This window comes from Acinetobacter sp. YH12241, assembly GCF_013417535.1.
Classification (GTDB): domain Bacteria; phylum Pseudomonadota; class Gammaproteobacteria; order Pseudomonadales; family Moraxellaceae; genus Acinetobacter.
This window is the reverse complement of sequence record NZ_VPDQ01000003.1, coordinates 62,922-80,372: the sequence shown is the minus strand read 5'-3', so window position 1 is coordinate 80,372 and position 17,451 is coordinate 62,922. Positions and strand designations below refer to the sequence as shown.

The 17,451-nt window shown below is 42.5% G+C and carries 18 protein-coding genes and 1 other RNA gene; 9 read left to right on the top strand and 10 right to left on the bottom strand.

The annotated features are described in order from the left end of the window. Positions 1 to 229 precede the first annotated feature (229 nt). The 4 genes from FTV18_RS02920 to FTV18_RS02905 all read left to right on the top strand — a co-directional run bounded on the left by FTV18_RS02920 (position 230) and on the right by FTV18_RS02905 (position 3,164). Entirely contained in the window at positions 230 to 748 is a 519-nt protein-coding gene (locus FTV18_RS02920; protein WP_034703685.1) for a hypothetical protein, read from the top strand. 65 nt (positions 749 to 813) lie between these two features. Further along, positions 814 to 2,130 carry a membrane protein gene (locus tag FTV18_RS02915; protein WP_034170491.1) on the top strand — a complete coding sequence of 439 codons (1,317 nt, stop codon included), beginning with the start codon at positions 814 to 816 and terminating at the stop codon, positions 2,128 to 2,130. An 82-nt stretch (positions 2,131 to 2,212) separates the two neighbouring features. Beyond that, complete coding sequence (adk, locus tag FTV18_RS02910; protein WP_180002300.1) at positions 2,213 to 2,872, top strand: adenylate kinase; 660 nt, start codon at positions 2,213 to 2,215, stop codon at positions 2,870 to 2,872. 82 nt (positions 2,873 to 2,954) lie between these two features. Beyond that, entirely contained in the window at positions 2,955 to 3,164 is a 210-nt protein-coding gene (locus FTV18_RS02905; RefSeq protein WP_004782905.1) for a hypothetical protein, read from the top strand. A 34-nt stretch (positions 3,165 to 3,198) separates the two neighbouring features. Here FTV18_RS02905 and nth read toward each other — a convergent pair whose 3' ends face one another. Further along, positions 3,199 to 3,912, bottom strand: coding sequence for an endonuclease III (gene nth / locus FTV18_RS02900; protein WP_034703692.1), 714 nt, complete (start codon positions 3,910 to 3,912; stop codon positions 3,199 to 3,201). A 4-nt stretch (positions 3,913 to 3,916) separates the two neighbouring features. Continuing rightward, positions 3,917 to 4,708, bottom strand: coding sequence for an RnfABCDGE type electron transport complex subunit B (locus FTV18_RS02895; protein WP_180016827.1), 792 nt, complete (start codon positions 4,706 to 4,708; stop codon positions 3,917 to 3,919). Between the two features lie 347 nt (positions 4,709 to 5,055). Between FTV18_RS02895 and gdhA the strand changes: the two genes are divergently transcribed. Continuing rightward, on the top strand, positions 5,056 to 6,399 hold the full coding sequence (gene gdhA / locus FTV18_RS02890; RefSeq protein WP_004782901.1) for an NADP-specific glutamate dehydrogenase: 1,344 nt from the start codon (positions 5,056 to 5,058) through the stop codon (positions 6,397 to 6,399). A gap of 71 nt (positions 6,400 to 6,470) precedes the next feature. Here the strand turns inward: gdhA and FTV18_RS02885 are convergent, their stop codons facing one another. The 3 genes from FTV18_RS02885 to rlmH all read right to left on the bottom strand — a co-directional run bounded on the left by FTV18_RS02885 (position 6,471) and on the right by rlmH (position 8,758). Beyond that, on the bottom strand, positions 6,471 to 7,253 hold the full coding sequence (locus FTV18_RS02885; protein WP_180016829.1) for an META and DUF4377 domain-containing protein: 783 nt from the start codon (positions 7,251 to 7,253) through the stop codon (positions 6,471 to 6,473). A 139-nt stretch (positions 7,254 to 7,392) separates the two neighbouring features. Further along, entirely contained in the window at positions 7,393 to 8,169 is a 777-nt protein-coding gene (locus tag FTV18_RS02880) for a dioxygenase (protein ID WP_180016832.1), read from the bottom strand. Positions 8,170 to 8,275: 106 nt separating this feature from the next. Then, positions 8,276 to 8,758, bottom strand: coding sequence for a 23S rRNA (pseudouridine(1915)-N(3))-methyltransferase RlmH (gene rlmH / locus FTV18_RS02875; RefSeq protein ID WP_004782895.1), 483 nt, complete (start codon positions 8,756 to 8,758; stop codon positions 8,276 to 8,278). Positions 8,759 to 8,913: 155 nt separating this feature from the next. Here rlmH and FTV18_RS02870 point away from each other — a divergent pair, with 155 nt between their 5' ends. Further along, positions 8,914 to 9,873: a M28 family peptidase gene (locus tag FTV18_RS02870; protein WP_180016834.1), complete on the top strand. Its 960-nt coding sequence runs from the start codon at positions 8,914 to 8,916 to the stop codon at positions 9,871 to 9,873. A gap of 65 nt (positions 9,874 to 9,938) precedes the next feature. Here FTV18_RS02870 and lon read toward each other — a convergent pair whose 3' ends face one another. The 5 genes from lon to FTV18_RS02845 form a co-directional block, all read right to left on the bottom strand. Then, positions 9,939 to 12,365, bottom strand: coding sequence for an endopeptidase La (lon, locus tag FTV18_RS02865; RefSeq protein ID WP_180016836.1), 2,427 nt, complete (start codon positions 12,363 to 12,365; stop codon positions 9,939 to 9,941). 147 nt (positions 12,366 to 12,512) lie between these two features. Next, a complete protein-coding gene (locus FTV18_RS02860) occupies positions 12,513 to 13,094 on the bottom strand; it encodes a 5-formyltetrahydrofolate cyclo-ligase (protein ID WP_159123362.1) in 582 nt (193 codons plus the stop codon). A gap of 288 nt (positions 13,095 to 13,382) precedes the next feature. Continuing rightward, positions 13,383 to 13,567, bottom strand: a non-coding RNA gene (gene ssrS, locus FTV18_RS02855) — 6S RNA. 97 nt (positions 13,568 to 13,664) lie between these two features. Then, on the bottom strand, positions 13,665 to 13,952 hold the full coding sequence (locus FTV18_RS02850; protein WP_005234746.1) for a cell division protein ZapA: 288 nt from the start codon (positions 13,950 to 13,952) through the stop codon (positions 13,665 to 13,667). Then, a complete protein-coding gene (locus tag FTV18_RS02845) occupies positions 13,949 to 14,506 on the bottom strand; it encodes a hypothetical protein (RefSeq protein WP_004782884.1) in 558 nt (185 codons plus the stop codon). The genes FTV18_RS02850 and FTV18_RS02845 overlap by 4 nt, the downstream gene beginning before the upstream one ends. Positions 14,507 to 14,571: 65 nt before the next feature. Here FTV18_RS02845 and FTV18_RS02840 point away from each other — a divergent pair, with 65 nt between their 5' ends. The 3 genes from FTV18_RS02840 to FTV18_RS02830 all read left to right on the top strand — a co-directional run bounded on the left by FTV18_RS02840 (position 14,572) and on the right by FTV18_RS02830 (position 17,322). Beyond that, entirely contained in the window at positions 14,572 to 15,204 is a 633-nt protein-coding gene (locus FTV18_RS02840) for a UPF0149 family protein (RefSeq protein WP_180016838.1), read from the top strand. A gap of 150 nt (positions 15,205 to 15,354) precedes the next feature. Continuing rightward, the gene (pepP, locus tag FTV18_RS02835) at positions 15,355 to 16,689 is read left to right on the top strand and encodes a Xaa-Pro aminopeptidase (RefSeq protein ID WP_180016840.1); all 1,335 of its coding nucleotides are present in this window, start codon (positions 15,355 to 15,357) and stop codon (positions 16,687 to 16,689) included. Positions 16,690 to 17,082: 393 nt separating this feature from the next. After that, complete coding sequence (locus FTV18_RS02830; protein ID WP_034703714.1) at positions 17,083 to 17,322, top strand: DUF378 domain-containing protein; 240 nt, start codon at positions 17,083 to 17,085, stop codon at positions 17,320 to 17,322. Positions 17,323 to 17,451 lie beyond the last annotated feature (129 nt).

The following is a 17,451-nucleotide window of genomic DNA, read 5'->3' as shown; positions in this document are numbered from 1 at the left end:
ATCGACTTAAGACCAGAGGGAAAGGAATCAAAGTGGAGTATTCTAGCGCAACTGTACGGGATTTGATAATGGAAAACTGACTGTAGCAATTCCTGTGTTTAAACTTTGACTTTGCAGACATGAAAATTGTAAAGTGCTGTGTACAAGAGTTTTAATAATTCTGATAAAGTCAAAATTAAATAAAAATAGGACTCTACCAAAAACTATAATTAAGGAAGATGGTGAAGGAATGAACAAAGTTTACCCTTTGTTGGCATTTGCATTCTTTGCAAATGGGGTATATGCACATGATCAAGTGAATAATACGACAAACAGAACTGAGGATCGTGAGCCTAAAGCATTTAATGTTGGGGTCGGTTTTACCCAGAAACTTATCCATCTAAACACTGAATGGGTGAATCCTTATGGGATTGCTTATGTGAAAGGTGGTGCTTTTCTCAACGATGATCGTACAGTTGGAGCACAAGTTGGCTTTCGTTATCCTGCACACCTCACCGGCAAGGACAAAAATGGTTATTATGTAGGGGCTTATGCCGGTCATATCGATAGCAAACAGGTTGATGGCAAATACGAAAGCCGTTTAGGTGGAGGTATTGATCTGGCGTATGTTTTGCTTAGTTCAGAACGGATCAGCAGTTTTAGTATCGGTATTGGGGCGGGGGAGAAATTACAGGACAGTAATGGTCGCGTTGTAGCCGAAACTGAACCCAGACTACAATTCTCCTATACTTTAAGTATCGGTTTATAGACAAAATATTCAACTTTATTAATACCTGTATTCTGTGAACAAAAAATTAAATATGGAATTTATGCATGCTTGAGTACGTCAATGAATTGTGGCAAGCCTTCTTGAATCGCCCAGATTTTTGGGCAGTGCTCAGCATTATCCCGGTGACCGCATTCGTAACATGGGCTCACGTGTGGATGGCGCTAAAAATGGTGTTTTATCCAATTAATTTTTGGGGTTTTCATGTCGGGCCTGTTCCTGTTGGCTGGCAAGGTATTGTGCCGCGTAAAGCTGGAAGAATCTCAGGAATTATCACGGATAATACCTTGTCTAAATTGGGTTCTATCCAAGAGTTCTTGCAGGCAATGGATCCGGATGATATGGCACGTATTATCGGGGAACAGGTCGGTTTTGAACTGGAACATCTGATTGATGAAGTCATGATGGACCGAAATGCGGTGTTATGGGAAAACTTGCCTTATTCAATCAAGCGCCGTATTTATGCCCAAGCCCATAAACAGCTGCCACAGGTATTAAAAGAATTGGTGACTGAACTGACCATGAACGTCGAGTCACTGGTCGATATGCGCGACATGGTGGTCAGTCAAATGGAAGGCGATCGTCGTTTAATGGTGCGCATGTTCCTGAAAGTCGGACAGAAAGAAATCAACTTTATCTGGCATATCAGTGCCCTGATCGGGATGTTCTTTGGCCTGTTCCAGATGGTGGTCTGGTTTGTGGTGCCATGGCACTGGACCGTACCGTTCTGGGCTGCTATCTGGGGCTTCCTGACTAACTGGATTGCGATCTGGATGGTATTTAATCCGGTAGAACCGCATTATATTAAATACCCGCAATTCTTTAAGCGTACAGCCGATCACAGATTCCCTTGGATTAAGCCGGTAATTCCAAGAATTGGCACCTATAACATACAAGGCGCATTTATGAAACGTCAGGAGGAAGTTTCTGACGTATTTGCAAGTGTGGTCACAGAAGATCTGATTACGCTAAAATCGATCATGACAGAAATGATGTATGGTGGTAAAAAAGATAAAACCCGCCGTATTGTCAAACGTCATATTAACGAAATTATGGAAACACCGCTGGTTCGGACCTCTTTACAGTTGTCTTTAGGACCAAAAGAGTATGCAAAACTCAAGACAGACTTGATCGATCGCTCGATTGAAATTACGATGGTGCCTGTAAGCGACCCTGCGTTTAATGCGAGCCGTGCACAGAAGATCTACCAAATGTTTAGAGACCGCATACGTGATTTGACGCCTAACGAGTTTCAGAATCTATTACGTCCTGCTTTTCAGGAAGATGAATGGATCTTGATTGTCCTGGGGGGAGTTACCGGTTTTGTTGCGGGTTTAATCCATTTGTTTGTGGCTTTCTTATAATTAGATGCCAAAGAGCAGCACACGTTTTGGTCGTGTGAAGCTGGGTATCTTATACATAGTTAAAAAATGAGGATGTTTATATATGCGCATTATCTTACTCGGACCACCTGGAGCAGGTAAAGGTACACAAGCTCAGTTGATCTGTAAGCGCTACAATATCCCACAAATTTCAACCGGTGATATGCTCCGTGCTGCAATTCGTGAAGGAACTGAATTAGGTCTACAAGCTAAAAGCGTCATGGACAATGGCGGTTTGGTTTCTGATGAATTGATCATTGGTCTGGTCAAAGAGCGTATTGCACAACCTGACTGTGCAAATGGCTGTATCTTTGATGGTTTCCCACGTACGATTCCTCAAGCTGAAGCGCTGGAAAAAGAAGGCATTGCAATTGATCATGTAATTGAAATTGATGTGCCGGATGAAGAAATCGTTCAACGTCTATCTGGTCGTCGTCAACACCCGGCGTCTGGTCGCGTTTATCACATCGTTTACAACCCGCCAAAAGTGGAAGGTAAAGATGATGAAACTGGTGAAGATCTGGTACAACGTCCAGATGACCAGGAAGAAACTATTCGTCGCCGTTTAGGTTCATACCACACTGAAACTGAACAGCTGGTTGGCTTCTATCAAGGCCGTGCAGCTTCAGGCGAAAATGCACCGACTTATGACAAGTTAAACGGTCTACGTCCAATCGAAGAAGTTCAAAAAGATCTTTTCACGATTCTGGATCAAGCAAAATAATCGGTTTCCGATCATTTTGACTTTCAAAGAGCCCTAAGTCATATTAGGGCTCTTTTTATTGCGTTGTTCAAAAGGATCTGCTGTGAAATTTGCTGTATTGGGATTGATGATTGTATTTCTGGCAGTACTGTTTGCGCTGTTCTATGTCAGCTTCAAGATGCTGAAAAAAGTACGTCAGGAAGAACGTGCTGAGAATGTGGGTAAGGTGCCTGAGCGTCAGCTGCATCCCAAATTACAGGCCGAGCTTGAGCAAAAGCGCAAGCAAGAACAGGCTGAGCAAAATAAAAAATAAAAACTTTTCGAGTACTTAAATTAAAAAGCTGAACCTAGCGTTCAGCTTCAATATTTTTCACCGGAATTGCGCGACCTGCGCCAAATTCAAAACGGTCTGGCCAGTTACAGACATCGGCGACCACACATTCATGACACTTCGGTTTACGTGCGATGCAGCAATAGCGACCATGTAAAATCAACCAGTGATGTGAATCAATAATAAATTCTTTTGGAATCACTTTGACCAGACGATGCTCGACCTCAAGCACGTTTTTACCCACCGCCAAACCGGTACGGTTACCAACACGAAAGATATGCGTATCCACAGCCATGGTCGGTTGACCAAAGGCGGTATTCAGCACCACATTCGCCGTTTTGCGTCCTACACCCGGTAAAGCTTCCAGATCTGCACGATTGTCCGGTACTACGCTGTTATGCTTCTTGATTAACATTTCACAGGCTTTAATGACGTTCACAGCTTTGGAATTATACAGGCCAATCGTTTTGATATATTCCTTCAGCCCATCCACGCCGAGTGCATAAATCGCTTCCGGTGTATTGGCGACCGGAAACAGTTTATCGGTGGCTTTATTCACGCTCACATCCGTAGCTTGGGCAGACAGGGTCACTGCAACCAGTAATTCAAATGGACTTGAATAATTCAATTCAGTTTTTGGATTCGGACGCTGCTCACGCAGGCGCTCAAAGAAAGTCTGAATCTGTTTTTTAGTCATGTTTTTTACAGGCTTAGCTGTTACTGTTGTCATGATCTTATCCCTGTAAAGCCTGTAATTGCTGCATCAGTTCTTCAAGTTGCAGACGTTTGCGTGCATCCTCACGGACCCAAAGCTGTTTTTCTAACTTTTTGATTTGTGTACGTAATTTTGCAAGTTCAATCGTGGTTTTGGCATCAAGTGTAACCACTTCATCTGCTGGTTTTTTCACGATTTCAATGGCTGGAACCTGATCGACCTGAGCAGAGAACTGGGCAAATAGGGCAGTATTAATCTCGGCACGAACGACAGGGCCCTTACGGTCAATGCGACGTTTTTCTTCGCGTTGAATATGCGCATAGTAACGTTTGCGCAAGTCATCCTGTTCAGCAATACGCTGAGCTTCAGTTGGCAAAGGCTGAAGATCTTCGACCAGATCAATACAGTCTACCGGGCAAGGCGAAATGCAGAGTTCACAGCCGGTACACAAGTCAGTGAGCACGGTATGCATCAATTTGCCTGAGCCAATAATCGCATCGACCGGACAGGCACTGATGCATTTGGTACAACCAATACATTCATCTTCACGAATGATGGCTTTCATACGCTGAGGACGACCATCCGTCTGAATGGGCCAGACACTTTCTTCAGCGGGCAGTTTAGAACGATTTAACAATGTTGCCAGAGCATCAGCGACGGGCTGTCCACCCGGTACACATTTATTGGCATCTTCACCCTCGGCAATGGATTGAGCATAGGGCAAGCAGCCATCACGATGACCACATAAACCGCACTGGGTTTGGGGCAATAAAGCATCAATAGACTGGACTAGAGAGATCTGCGAATTCATGAATAACCTAGGCTGCTCGGGCTGAGCCTTAGAGTGAATGAAACAAAATATGTCAATTTAACAATTTTAACATGTTTTTAAGGAACTAAGTTATGCACGATTAAAGGTCACTTTGTGCATTATTATCAGGCATAAATTAACAATTAAGCATTGATTCAATTGGCATTTAAGTACACAGAAAAAATATTCATAATCAATATAAATAATTGTTATCAAATTAAATTTAAACTATTTTTCAAAAAAGTATTGTAGATTAGTTACAAAAGATATTTAATATTTTGCGCCAAAATTTAACATTGATTGTAAATTTGACCAATTTTGATCCATTTTCTGCTGAGGATTAAGCGTTGAAATACAACACACTTAATGAGTTCCTAGATTACGTAAAATCACGTGATGCACATCAACCCGAATTTCTTCAAGCTGTAGAAGAAGTGATGACCAGTTTGTGGCCATTCATTGAAAAGAATCCACAATACGCAGCACATGGTTTACTAGAACGTCTAGTTGAACCTGAGCGTGCGATCCAGTTCCGTGTTGCTTGGGTAGATGACCAAGGTCAAACACAGGTTAACCGTGCGTTCCGCGTACAGTACAACTCAGCGATTGGTCCATTCAAAGGTGGTATGCGTTTCCACCCGTCAGTGAACCTTTCTATTTTGAAATTCCTCGGTTTCGAGCAAACTTTCAAAAATGCCCTGACTACATTGCCTATGGGCGGTGGTAAAGGCGGTTCTGATTTTGACCCTAAAGGCAAATCAGAAGGCGAAATCATGCGTTTCTGCCAAGCGTTAATCATCGAGCTTTATCGTCATCTTGGTTCTAATACAGATATCCCAGCGGGTGATATCGGTGTGGGTGGCCGTGAAGTTGGTTACATGGCTGGTATGATGAAAAAACTCAGCAATGACACTTCATGTGTATTCACTGGTAAAGGCCTGACTTTCGGTGGTTCTCTGGCTCGTCCAGAAGCAACTGGTTACGGTACAGTGTATTTCGCTGAAGAGATGCTGAAAACTCGTGGCGAAAGCTTCAAAGATAAAGTGGTAACAATCTCTGGTTCTGGTAACGTTGCCCAGTATGCTGCTGAAAAAGCAATGTTCCTGGGTGCTAAAGTTGTTTCTCTATCTGACTCTGCGGGTACTGTTCACGTTAAAGACGGTTTCACTGAAGAGCTTCTTGCTGAAGTGATGGAACTGAAAAACATTAAACGTGGCCGTATCTCTGAATTTGCATCTAAACACGGTTTTGAATACCTTGAAGGTCAACGTCCTTGGGGTATCAAATGTGATATCGCGCTTCCATGTGCGACTCAAAACGAACTTGATGCGAATGATGCAGCAGCGCTTCTTGCAAACGGCGTAATTTGTGTTGCTGAAGGCGCGAACATGCCTTCTACACTTGAAGCAGTTGAGAAATTCGTTGAAGCGAAAATCCTTTATGCTCCAGGTAAAGCATCTAACGCTGGTGGTGTAGCAACTTCTGGTCTTGAAATGTCTCAAAACGCATTGCGTTTAGGCTGGACTTTCGAAGAAGTTGACGAGCGTCTGCACGCGATCATGAAAGAAATTCACCGCAACTGTGTGAAATACGGTACTAAAGAAGACGGTACTGTAAACTATGTAGACGGCGCAAACATCGCTGGCTTCGTAAAAGTTGCTGATGCAATGCTTTCTCAAGGCGTATTCTAAGTCTGACTTAGTTTAAGCTTGAAAAAAAACCGAGGTGAATGCCTCGGTTTTTTTATGTTCAGATTTTATCTTTAAAGAGTGCCTTTGACTGTTTCACGCTCTACAGCCATGTCGAATACATAGGCATATTTAGACTGGTCTGCATCCGGATTTTTGATTTCATAACGTTTTACCCGAATAACCTGACGCTCATTCGGTGAATGCTGAAAACCTTCAATCTGATCGTAAAATAAAGTCCAGTCTTTATCGACCTGAGTCTTTAAACCTTTTTCATCATATTTGATTTCTTTCACCTGTAAGCAGGTTTGCTGAGCTACACCCGTACAGGCTTTAGTCTGTGGCGAAACTTCCAGGAAAATGGTTTCTGCCTGACCTTGGTATTTGGTTTCCGGTGTTATTTTTCCGGTAAAGACATATTTTTGACTATCAGCTGCAGTAATACTCAGTTTCGGCTGATTGGCATCACTTAGATCCAGGCTAAACGGAATATCACGCTTTTGCAGAAGCTGGCTGATAAAACGTTCCTGTTCCATTAATGGTGCATCACATGCCATCATGGTGCCCATCATGTCACCCGTACTCAGGGTATTATCTTTAACAGTCCAGCTCGTGCCAAGGCCATTACAGCCAGAAGCTACACTCAGTCTACCTTGCTGATCAAAGCTCAGAACAATCGGGCGTTGCAGCCCACGATCAAGTTCCCAAGTATAAGCGGGCAAAATTTGTGTAGGCGTTTTTAATGTAGTGGATAGAGTAGAAATAGCCGGATCTCCTGAAGTGGCAGGAAGATGAGAAGATTGACATGCAGTTAAAGCTAAAGGGAGCAGGGCAAGCGCAAAAATACTGAATTTCATTGGTTTATATTCTATGTGCTAAAGTTTCAACGTGATTATAATCAAGAGATTAACAAAAAATATGGATACAAATCGTAGCTTTTGCTAACAAAATGTATCCAAATTAAAAAGTCAGATTTTAAATAAGCGAAGCTATCGGTTAGTCAAAACGGTAAATATCCATTCCCAAAGCGCCCATCGTAAAACTGCTATGCACGATACTGAAACGGTTGCCGGTACCCATAGCAAAGAACAGTGGAGCAAAGTGTTCCAGCGTTGGGTGATTACGTTTTAACTGAGGAATAGACTGCCAGTCCAGAACGGCATCAAAATCGCTATGAGTTAATTTATTGGCTACATAGTTGCGGAAGGTTGATGCCCATTCCGGAACTTCATCGCTATTTCCTTGCCAAGACAATTCACGCAAATTATGAGTAATGCTCCCTGACCCAATCAGGAAAACCTGCTGCTCACGAAGTGGCGCCAACGTCTGGCCAATCTTGTAAATCTCTTCTGCACTCATCGACATTGGTAAAGAAATTTCAATTACCGGGATATCTGCTTCCGGATACATATGTAAGAGCGGCATCCAGACGCCATGATCACGCGGACGGGTGCTGTTGGCATGTGCAGAGAACCCGGCATTGGCCAATAAGCCCAAGACTTGCTCAGCCAGCTCTGGATTGCCGGGAGCAGGATAGCGTAACTCATATAACTCAGGTGGAAAGCCACGGAAATCATGCCAAGTTTCAGGACGAATACCTGTATTGACTTCCAGAGCTTCACTTTCCCAATGTGCCGACATAACAATAATGGCAGTTGGACGTGGCAGATTCAGGCTTAAACGATGCAATGCCGGGCCAACCTGCTCAGGATTGAGTGCGAGCATGGGAGAACCATGAGAAATAAATAAGCCGGGCAAAGTCTGTAAGTTCATAAGTCAAACCACATTAATTCAATGTTTTAATCATGCAATAAAAAGGAAAGCAAAGGCAGGGGGGATTGTTCAACAAAACGTTGCATAATCAGAACGCATCAACAGATCAGCCTGCACGGTGATAAGGATGATTATGGTTGATGCTCATAGCGCGATACAGTTGTTCAATCAGCATTACACGGACTAGCGGATGTGGCAAGGTGAGTTTAGACAAGGACCAATGCCAGGCTGCTGCTTTTCGGACTGCTTCAGAATGGCCATCTGGCCCACCAATCGCCAAGGCAATATCATGACCTTCCAGCATCCAGCCTTTCATGGTTTCAGCCAGTTTTTCCGTACTAAACTCACGGCCACCGACCTCTAGTGCAATCAGGACTTCATTCTGTTTCAAGGCATTTAAAATACTGTCACCTTCAATATTCCGGTATTTCAGAATATCGGCTTCAGAATCGTTTTTGCCCCGTTTCGCCATGGGCAATTCAACCACCTGAGTCTGTACAAAAGGCTGAATACGCTTGAAATAATCTTCAAAGCCTGTCAGCACCCAAGCCGGCATTTTCTGGCCGATGGTTAAGATACGGATTTTCATAGAACTGGATCAATAATTAGATACTTCATTATAACGATCAAACAACACGAAGTTGAGCTAGGGAAACAAATTGAAATTGAAATCATGAATTTAATGTTGCTTTAATATCCATAATTCAAGTATCCGCTTGATAATAAAGGAATGGATAATAAGAAATGCGGACCAGTCTCATTATTAAAAGATATTGTACTTTTCTACTAATTATTCTCGGTTTAACCAGTTCAGGCATGAGCTTTGCTGCACCTGCAAATTTTTCCTCCAAACAGGCACAGACAGAACATCTGGAACTGTTTATCAAACAAATTATCAGTGTAGATGAATACCGGAATTTTAAAAATACCAGTGAATTAAACCGGGTCTCAGCATGGCTCAAAGAACAGATGCGTTTACTTGGCATTCCTTGCCAATTTCAAAACTATATTGTAAATAGCCTAAGCTATAGAAATGTGGTGTGTCAACTGAATGCCAAAGCCAAAACCAAACTGGTTATTGGCGCGCATTATGATGTCTTTAGTGACTTGTATGGAGCAGATAACAATGCTTCTGGTGTAGCAGGGGTACTGGAAACAGCCCGATTACTGGCCTTACAAAAGTCAAAACTCAAACATAATATCGAGTTCGCTTTCTATACACTGGAGGAGCCGCCCTATTTCAAGACTGAACATATGGGAAGCTATCTACATGCCAAAGCTTTAAAGACCCAGAAAAAGAAAGTGAAAGGTGTCATTATTCTGGATTCTATTGGCTATTATGATGAAAATCTGGTGCAGACCTATCCCACAGGTTTGAAATGGATCTATCCACGGCATGGGAACTTCATTGCTGCGATTGGACATCTGGCATCAGCCGGTTTGACAGGAGATTACTGCACGTCCATGCAACGTTTCAAGCGTCTGGACTGTCAGCGTTTTATTAGCCCAGCATTCGCTCAGGACATGAATTTTTCTGGTTATCTGAATTATGCCAAGTTTAACTATTCAACCATGTTGATTACAGACACAGCGCATTATCGTAATCCTTACTACAATACCGAGCAGGATACCTTAGATAAACTGGATCTGACCAAGATGGCTCAGGTCGTGAATGGTTTGGTCGATATGGTGATTCGCCTTTAAAATTATCCTCGCCTAAATACAAAAACACCCTGCCAGAGCAGGGTGTTTTTCAAAGTCTTTAGGTCTTAATGACGTGCAGCTTTAGCTTCTTCACTTGCTTTCACAATTGGCGGTTTCACCAGTGCTTTCGGCATATCGATCAAAGCCAGAGGTAAAATCTCATCAATCGATTTCACAGCTTTGATTTCTAGGCCTTCTTTTACATTCTCAGGAATTTCCGCAAGGTCGCGAACGTTTTCCTGTGGAATGAACACCAGTTTAATGCCACCACGGTGCGCAGCAAGCAGTTTCTCTTTCAGGCCACCGATACGCATTGCACGGCCACTTAAGCTGGTTTCACCTGTCATCGCAATATCTGGACGAATCGCAATACCGGTGAATGCAGAAACTAGAGCAGTGGTCAGTGCCAAACCTGCAGATGGACCATCTTTCGGAGTCGCACCTTCTGGTAAATGCACGTGCACATCAGTTTCTTCAAAACGAGACGCTTCGATACCTAGCTCAGCCGCACGGGTACGAACGACAGTCATGGCAGCGGTAATCGATTCTTTCATTACATCACCAAGTGAACCGGTGGTAATGAATTTACCTTTACCAGGTACTGCTGCAACTTCAATAGTCAGTAACTCACCACCCACTGAAGTCCAAGCCAAGCCATTTACACGGCCGATTTGAGCCTCTTCTTCCGCCATACCGTAGTCAAATTTGTGTGGACCCAAGTAGTCTGGAAGATTACCCGCATTCACTTCAACCTGAAGATTTTTAGCTTTCTTGCTAACTGCTTCTTTCACTACCTTACGTGCAATTTTAGACACTTCACGTTCAAGGTTACGAACACCGGCTTCACGAGTATAACGACGCACGATGTCACGAATCGCTTCTTCATGCACAGTCAACTCTTTAGCACGTAAACCATTGTTCTTGATTGCTTTAGGAACAAGGTAACGGTCAGCAATATTAACTTTCTCTTCTTCGGTATAGCCAGGCAGACGAATCACTTCCATACGGTCCAAGAGGGCTTCAGGAATATTCATGCTGTTGGCAGTACAGATGAACATCACTTCTGACAGGTCAAGGTCCAAATCAAGATAGTGATCATTGAACTTGTTGTTCTGTGATGGATCAAGTACTTCAAGCATCGCAGAAGCTGGATCACCGCGGTAGTCTTGAGCCATCTTGTCAATCTCATCGAGCAAGAACAGCGGGTTTTTCACGCCAACTTTGGTCAATGACTGCACGATCTTACCTGGCATCGCACCAATGTAGGTACGACGGTGACCACGAATTTCTGCTTCGTCACGTACACCACCTAGGGCCATACGGACAAACTCACGGCCAGTCGCTTTGGCAATCGATTCACCCAAGGAAGTTTTACCTACACCTGGAGGACCAACTAGACACAGGATTGGACCGCGTAATTTTTTCACGCGAGACTGAACCGCCAGATATTCCACAATACGGTCTTTGACATCGTCCAGACCATAGTGATCGGCATCCAGGATTTCCTGCGCTTTGTTCAGGTTAATGCTAACTTTGCTGGCTTTGTTCCAAGGCGTATCCAGAATCACTTCCAGATAGTTGCGAACTACCGCAGCTTCGCTAGACGCCGGTTGCATTGCTTTGAGCTTACGGAACTCAGATTCCGCTTTCTTACGCACATGCTCAGGCAGATCAGCTTCAGCTAGACGTTTTTCGATTTCTGCAACGTCATCTTCCGCACCGCCATTCATATCGGAAAGCTCGCGCTGAATGACTTTCATTTTTTCATTCAGGAAGTATTCGCGCTGGTTTTTTTCCATCTGGCGTTTAACCGAGTCATGCAAAGTCTGTTCAATTTGCTGTTCTTCAGACTGTTGCAGTAGATAAGTCATCAACTCAGTTAAATGTGCATCGAACTCGTTATATTCCAGGAATTTCTGTTTCACTTCGATATTCAAAGGAACACGGGTCGCTACGAAGAATAACAGTTGCAACAAGTCTTCGATTTTATTCGCAGCTGCAATCAGCTCACGAGCATTACGAAGTTTTGCTTCAGCATACTGAGCGAACAGGGCACGCAGCTCCTGCAAGCGCGTAGCTTGAGTTGTTTCATCGACTGACACAGTCATTGGGCTAAGTTCATGCTCAGCAGTCAAATACTCATTTTCATCAATGATGGTTTTGAGCTTGGCACGATACAGTCCCTCAATCAGGACTTTAATACAGTTTTCATCATTTTCGTGATTCACAACTTGCACAATCTTCGCGACAGTACCGTATTGATATAAGTTGTCGTGATCAATTTCTTCTGTAAGCGAATCTTTTTGCGCAACTACAAATACTAGATTGTCACTGTTACGAGCCACATCAACTGCATTGATCGATTTTTCACGACCGACAAATAGCGCAATTTGCATGTGTGGATACACCACCACATCACGTAGCGCCAAAAGTGGTAATACACTTGGAACCTGAGGCTCTAAGGTTTCTTGATTCATAATAATTTCAGACATGGGCACTCCTAATGAGTGACAACGGTGTTGCCATGTTTTTAATAGTGATGGGTAATTTAAAAATTACAAGGGCTATAGCGACTAAATTGTATAAAAAATGACTAATTATGTGATTTTAAAGTACTTATGTATTTGGAAATACATTGTTTAACGCTTAAAACGTTGTAAAAGTGTAGGCGTAAGCAGGGCATCTAGAGGCTGGTCCCAAACTTCTCGGGTTAAAGGCTGTGGGATCAGCTGAAAGTCATGTGCTAACCCCAGACGAAAAGGACGGTGCGGTGCTGTTGCCAGCGTACGATCATAATAACCGCCCCCCATACCAATTCGGGTGCCATATTGATCACAGGCTAATAGTGGCATAACTAAAAGATCCAGTTTTGAGACATGCAGACCACGTGTAGCCATGGGTTCACGCATTCCCAACCGATGATGAGCAAAACGCTGGGAACGATATTGATTCTGGCTGATTTCTACCCATGTGAGCTGCTGGTTCATATTGCAAATATTGGGGAGATAAACCCTTTTATGATGCTTAAAGCAGTATTCAATCAGCGCCTGAGTCCGAACCTCACCGAAAGCATCCAGATAAACCCCCACAGATTTGCTTGCATGAAATTCTGGCAAAGTCCGAATCATATTCAGGATACGTTGTTGAGTCTGTTTCTGGGTAAATCGAGAGAGTTGACGGCGCTGTTTACGTAGCTGTTTGCGAAGTTCGGAAAGATTCATCGTCGTCATAAATATGGTCTTCAGGATTTTAAGGCATTAGATTAATAAAATGCCATAGCTTAAATAGAGGGTAGCAACATAACGAGTATTATAGGCATCAGTATGAATTTTTGATTAAATTTTAAAAATAATGAAACATTTATGATGAATTAATCGAACTATATTTAGATCTAGGCAATTTTTTAAAAGACGAAAAAGGTACGAGTATAGGACGCTAAACCAAGAAAAATATAATAAATTTAAGATTTAGAAAAGAAGATAAATGATGAAATATTTTGAGAAAAATAGAAGCACTCCGAGGATGCCGCTGCATGTCATTACCCTTGAACCCTAAAGTTCAAGGTGGACGAGACGCATACTTGCTGGGTTTCCCATACCGGATGGGCATACACTCTAAATATGCAGAACTCAATCCTAAGATTTAAATATCGGCTCAGGGGAATCTGACCCGCTGGCGAACATCTCAGAGTTAGACTAAGTATAAACGATAATGCTGATGTGGCAACTCTATGCTGTTCGTGAACTGTAAACAGTTTAGTCGAACGACCGAAGTTTATACAAAAAACTCGATTATTCAGTTAGTTCTTCAACTTCTTCCAAAATAGTTTGTAACAAACGTTCGCAGTGAGCATATTGTTGCAGGGATTTATTCATCGTCAATACTTCCTGCATCAGTTCCAGTGCCACCATAATGATCAGTTTACTTGGTTCCATACGAGGGGCTTTACGGCGAAATTCATCGTATTTTTCATTGAGTAATTGCGCTGCACGTTGTAGTTCATCCTGCTGATCCGCAGTGGAGGCCAGACGGAAACTATGACCCAATACCTTTAAGTCGATTGCGATTTGTTCACTCATGATGAAGCTTCCTCAGTCACTTCAGTAGGATGGGCCAATTGCTGAATTTCCTGTGCATTTTGATCTTGGGCTGTTCCCAAAATCGCCAGACGTTGAATAATGGCTTCAACTTTAGCTTTGGCATTTTCATTTTTCTGGGTAAGACGTTCAGATTCCTGATTCAGCCGCTGAATTTCCTGCTGGGCATGACGCTGTTCCAGCAATAACTTTTCTTTCAGCACGCGTAACTCATTGCGTTCAGCCAGAATTTCCTGAAAACGGTTCTTTAGATCAGTACAACTTTTTTCCAGACGGCTATAACGATCTGCCAGTGCTGTAGCATCCTGGTTTAAATGCTGAAACTGGTTACGTGATTCTGTCAGTTGCTGATTGAGGTTCTGGATTTCTTGTTGTTTTTGCGCAATAAAGCTATTTTTTTGTTCAATTTGAGTTTCATGTTGCACGCTTGAAGCCTCTTGCTTCTCCCGTAAACTGGTATTCTCACTTTCAAGTTGTGCAAGTCGCGTTTTTAAAACGCCAATATGCACTTGTAGACGCTGTAATTCTTCTAACATATCGAGGTCGCACAGTGTTGCAAACAAAGGTAATATATAAAGCAGTATAGAGATTGGATAAACGAATGCAAGACGATATTTCAGGTTGGTCAGAATGGTACCGCAATTTTTCCTCAATTGAAGAAATTTCTAGCCCAAGCGAACTGCATGGTTTGCTTACCGGAATTGTCTGTGTCACTCAGGCACCTTCAAGTGATGAATGGGGACAGATTTTAGAAACGCTAGATGTTCCTGAACTGAACCCTGAAGCATTAGAATTGTTAACGGGTGAGGCAGAAGACATATTTCATGCGCTGTCTGAAGATGAGCTGGATTATCTGCCATTACTACCAGATGATGAGCATAGCTTGGCTGAACGCGTTCAGGCACTGGCTGACTGGTGTGCAGGCGTAGTGCTTGGTTTCGGTCTGGCTTCAGGGCATATCCGCAATGATGAAATGGAACTGATTGAACATTTACAAGATGTTGCAGCAGTCGAGTTTGAAGATTCTGATGACGATGCCGAAGGCGAAGAAAGCTATCAGGAGCTGTATGAGTTTGTTCGTCTGATTCCGGTAAGCCTGTCCGTCGGCCGTAAGAAATTAGAAGTTGAAGAAACACCTTTATTGCAGAAATTCACGCAAAAAGCACCTACTCCAGCTTCTGCAACTGAAGCGCAATCTGTAGTTGAAATTTTCTCGCCGAAACGTCCGAGTTAAGTTCAAGCGGTTCTAAACACAAATTAAAAAACGGTTCTGAAAACCGGCATATTTTTTGCTGATCCTTCTCATGATGATAGTAAATTAATCTGACCTGTTTTCAGGACCAAATTTTAAATAACAGTAGCAATTGATAAGAAGTAAGGTGTAATGAAGAAACTGACTCAAGCCGATTTTCAGGAACGTCGTGACATCCTCGCAGGGGAAATGGGATTACGTAGTATCGCGATTATTGCCACCAGCCCGGTTGCCCTGCGTAACCGTGATGCAGATTATAAATACCGCGCGGACAGCAGTTTCTTTTACCTGACCGGATTTGCTGAGCCTGAAGCAGTTGCAGTAATTGAAACTTTCGATACTGAAGAAGAAGGCTATACCTATAGTCTGTTCTGCCGTGAACGTGATCGTGAAATGGAAATCTGGAACGGCTACCGTGCCGGAGTAGATGGCGCCGTTGATGATTATGAAGCAGACGAAGCTTATGCGATTGATCTACTGGATGAGGAAATCCTCACCAAGCTTCAGAACAAAGACAAGCTTTTCTACCGGATTGGACACAATGCCGAATTTGATGCACGTGTAGCTAAATGGATCGTAACAGCCAGTGGTGAAAGCCGCCATGGTACTTCTGCACCGGCACAGATCATGCAGCTGGATCGTATCGTTGATGAAATGCGTCTGCATAAAGATGAAAATGAAATTGAACTGATGCAGCTTGCATCAGATATTTCTGCAGAAGCGCATACACTGGCTATGCAGAAAGTTCGTCCAGGCATGATGGAATATGCTTTAGAAGCAGAATTAAATTATGTTTTTGGTAAAAATGGCTGTGTACCATCGTACAACAGTATTGTTGGTGGCGGTGAAAATGCCTGTATTCTGCATTATGTAGAGAATGACAAAGAACTGAAAGATGGTGATCTGGTTCTGATTGATGCTGCATGTGAATATCAGTTTTATGCTTCGGACATTACCCGTACTTTCCCGGTGAATGGTAAATTCAGTCCGGAACAAAAAGCGTTATATAATGTCGTACTGGATGCACAGATTGCTGCCATCAATGCAGTTCAAATCGGGAACTCTTATAAAGAGCCGCATAATGTGGCGGTTCGCATTCTGGTTCAAGGTTTACTTGATCTGGGGATTATGCAGGGAGATCTTGAAGAAATTATCCAGACGGAAAGTTTCCGCCAGTTCTATATGCACGGTACTGGACATTGGCTGGGTATGGATGTACATGATGTAGGTACTTATAAAGCCAACGGTGAATGGCGTGCATATGAAGAAGGTATGGTCGTGACAGTTGAGCCGGGTCTTTATATTGCGCCAGATGATGAAACTGTAGATGTTAAATGGCGTGGTATCGGAATCCGGATTGAAGATGATGTGGTTGCTACCAAAAATGGCCCACTAGTGCTAACTGCAAAAGTTGTGAAAACCGTGGAAGATATTGAAGCCTTAATGGCCAAAGCCCATGCTGCTTAAATGAAAGATATAAAAAAGCCGGTGATCTCACCGGCTTTTTTATATAGTAGAAAGTTAAAAATGTATTCGTGAATGATAGTAATTTTTTAATTTATTGATATTAAAATGAATATTTATAAAATTTTAAGAAAAAATGAATTAATTTCTTAGGGAATAAATTATCCAATGGCTACATAAAACAAAGATACTGTCGAGAAACATGCAAGACTTTTACTTACGTTAATCGCGACTTATTCAAATAAAATTAACTTTGTTAAAATTGAGAATTATAAGATGACAGGAATTCAACACAGCAATTGAGTTTTTAGCATCAAAGCAACATATTAATTCCGATTTCATTCTCATACTTGACCTGTTCCTTAAATAAACTCAAAGAAGAGCAGGAGAAAAATGATGAGACTAAATACGCTTGACTGGATTGCTTATGCTTTAGCGATTATTGGTGGCATCAACTGGGGTCTGGTTGGTGCGTTTAACTTTGATTTAGTCGCTGCCATCTTTGGTGAAATGAGTGCACTATCTCGAATTATCTATGTATTGGTTGGTTTGTCTGCCTTGTATCTGATCTATACTGGTACAAAATTGGGTCGACGTGATGTACATCATGAGTCTCAAGCTCGAGTAGTACGTTAACTGACTAAAAGTTAATTGAAGTCATTTATATTTTTTTAATTAACTGATTTCTATAACAAATTAGTTAATCTAAAAGATATAAAGGACATTTAACAGAAACGGAGCTTAAGCTCCGTTTTCCATTTCTAA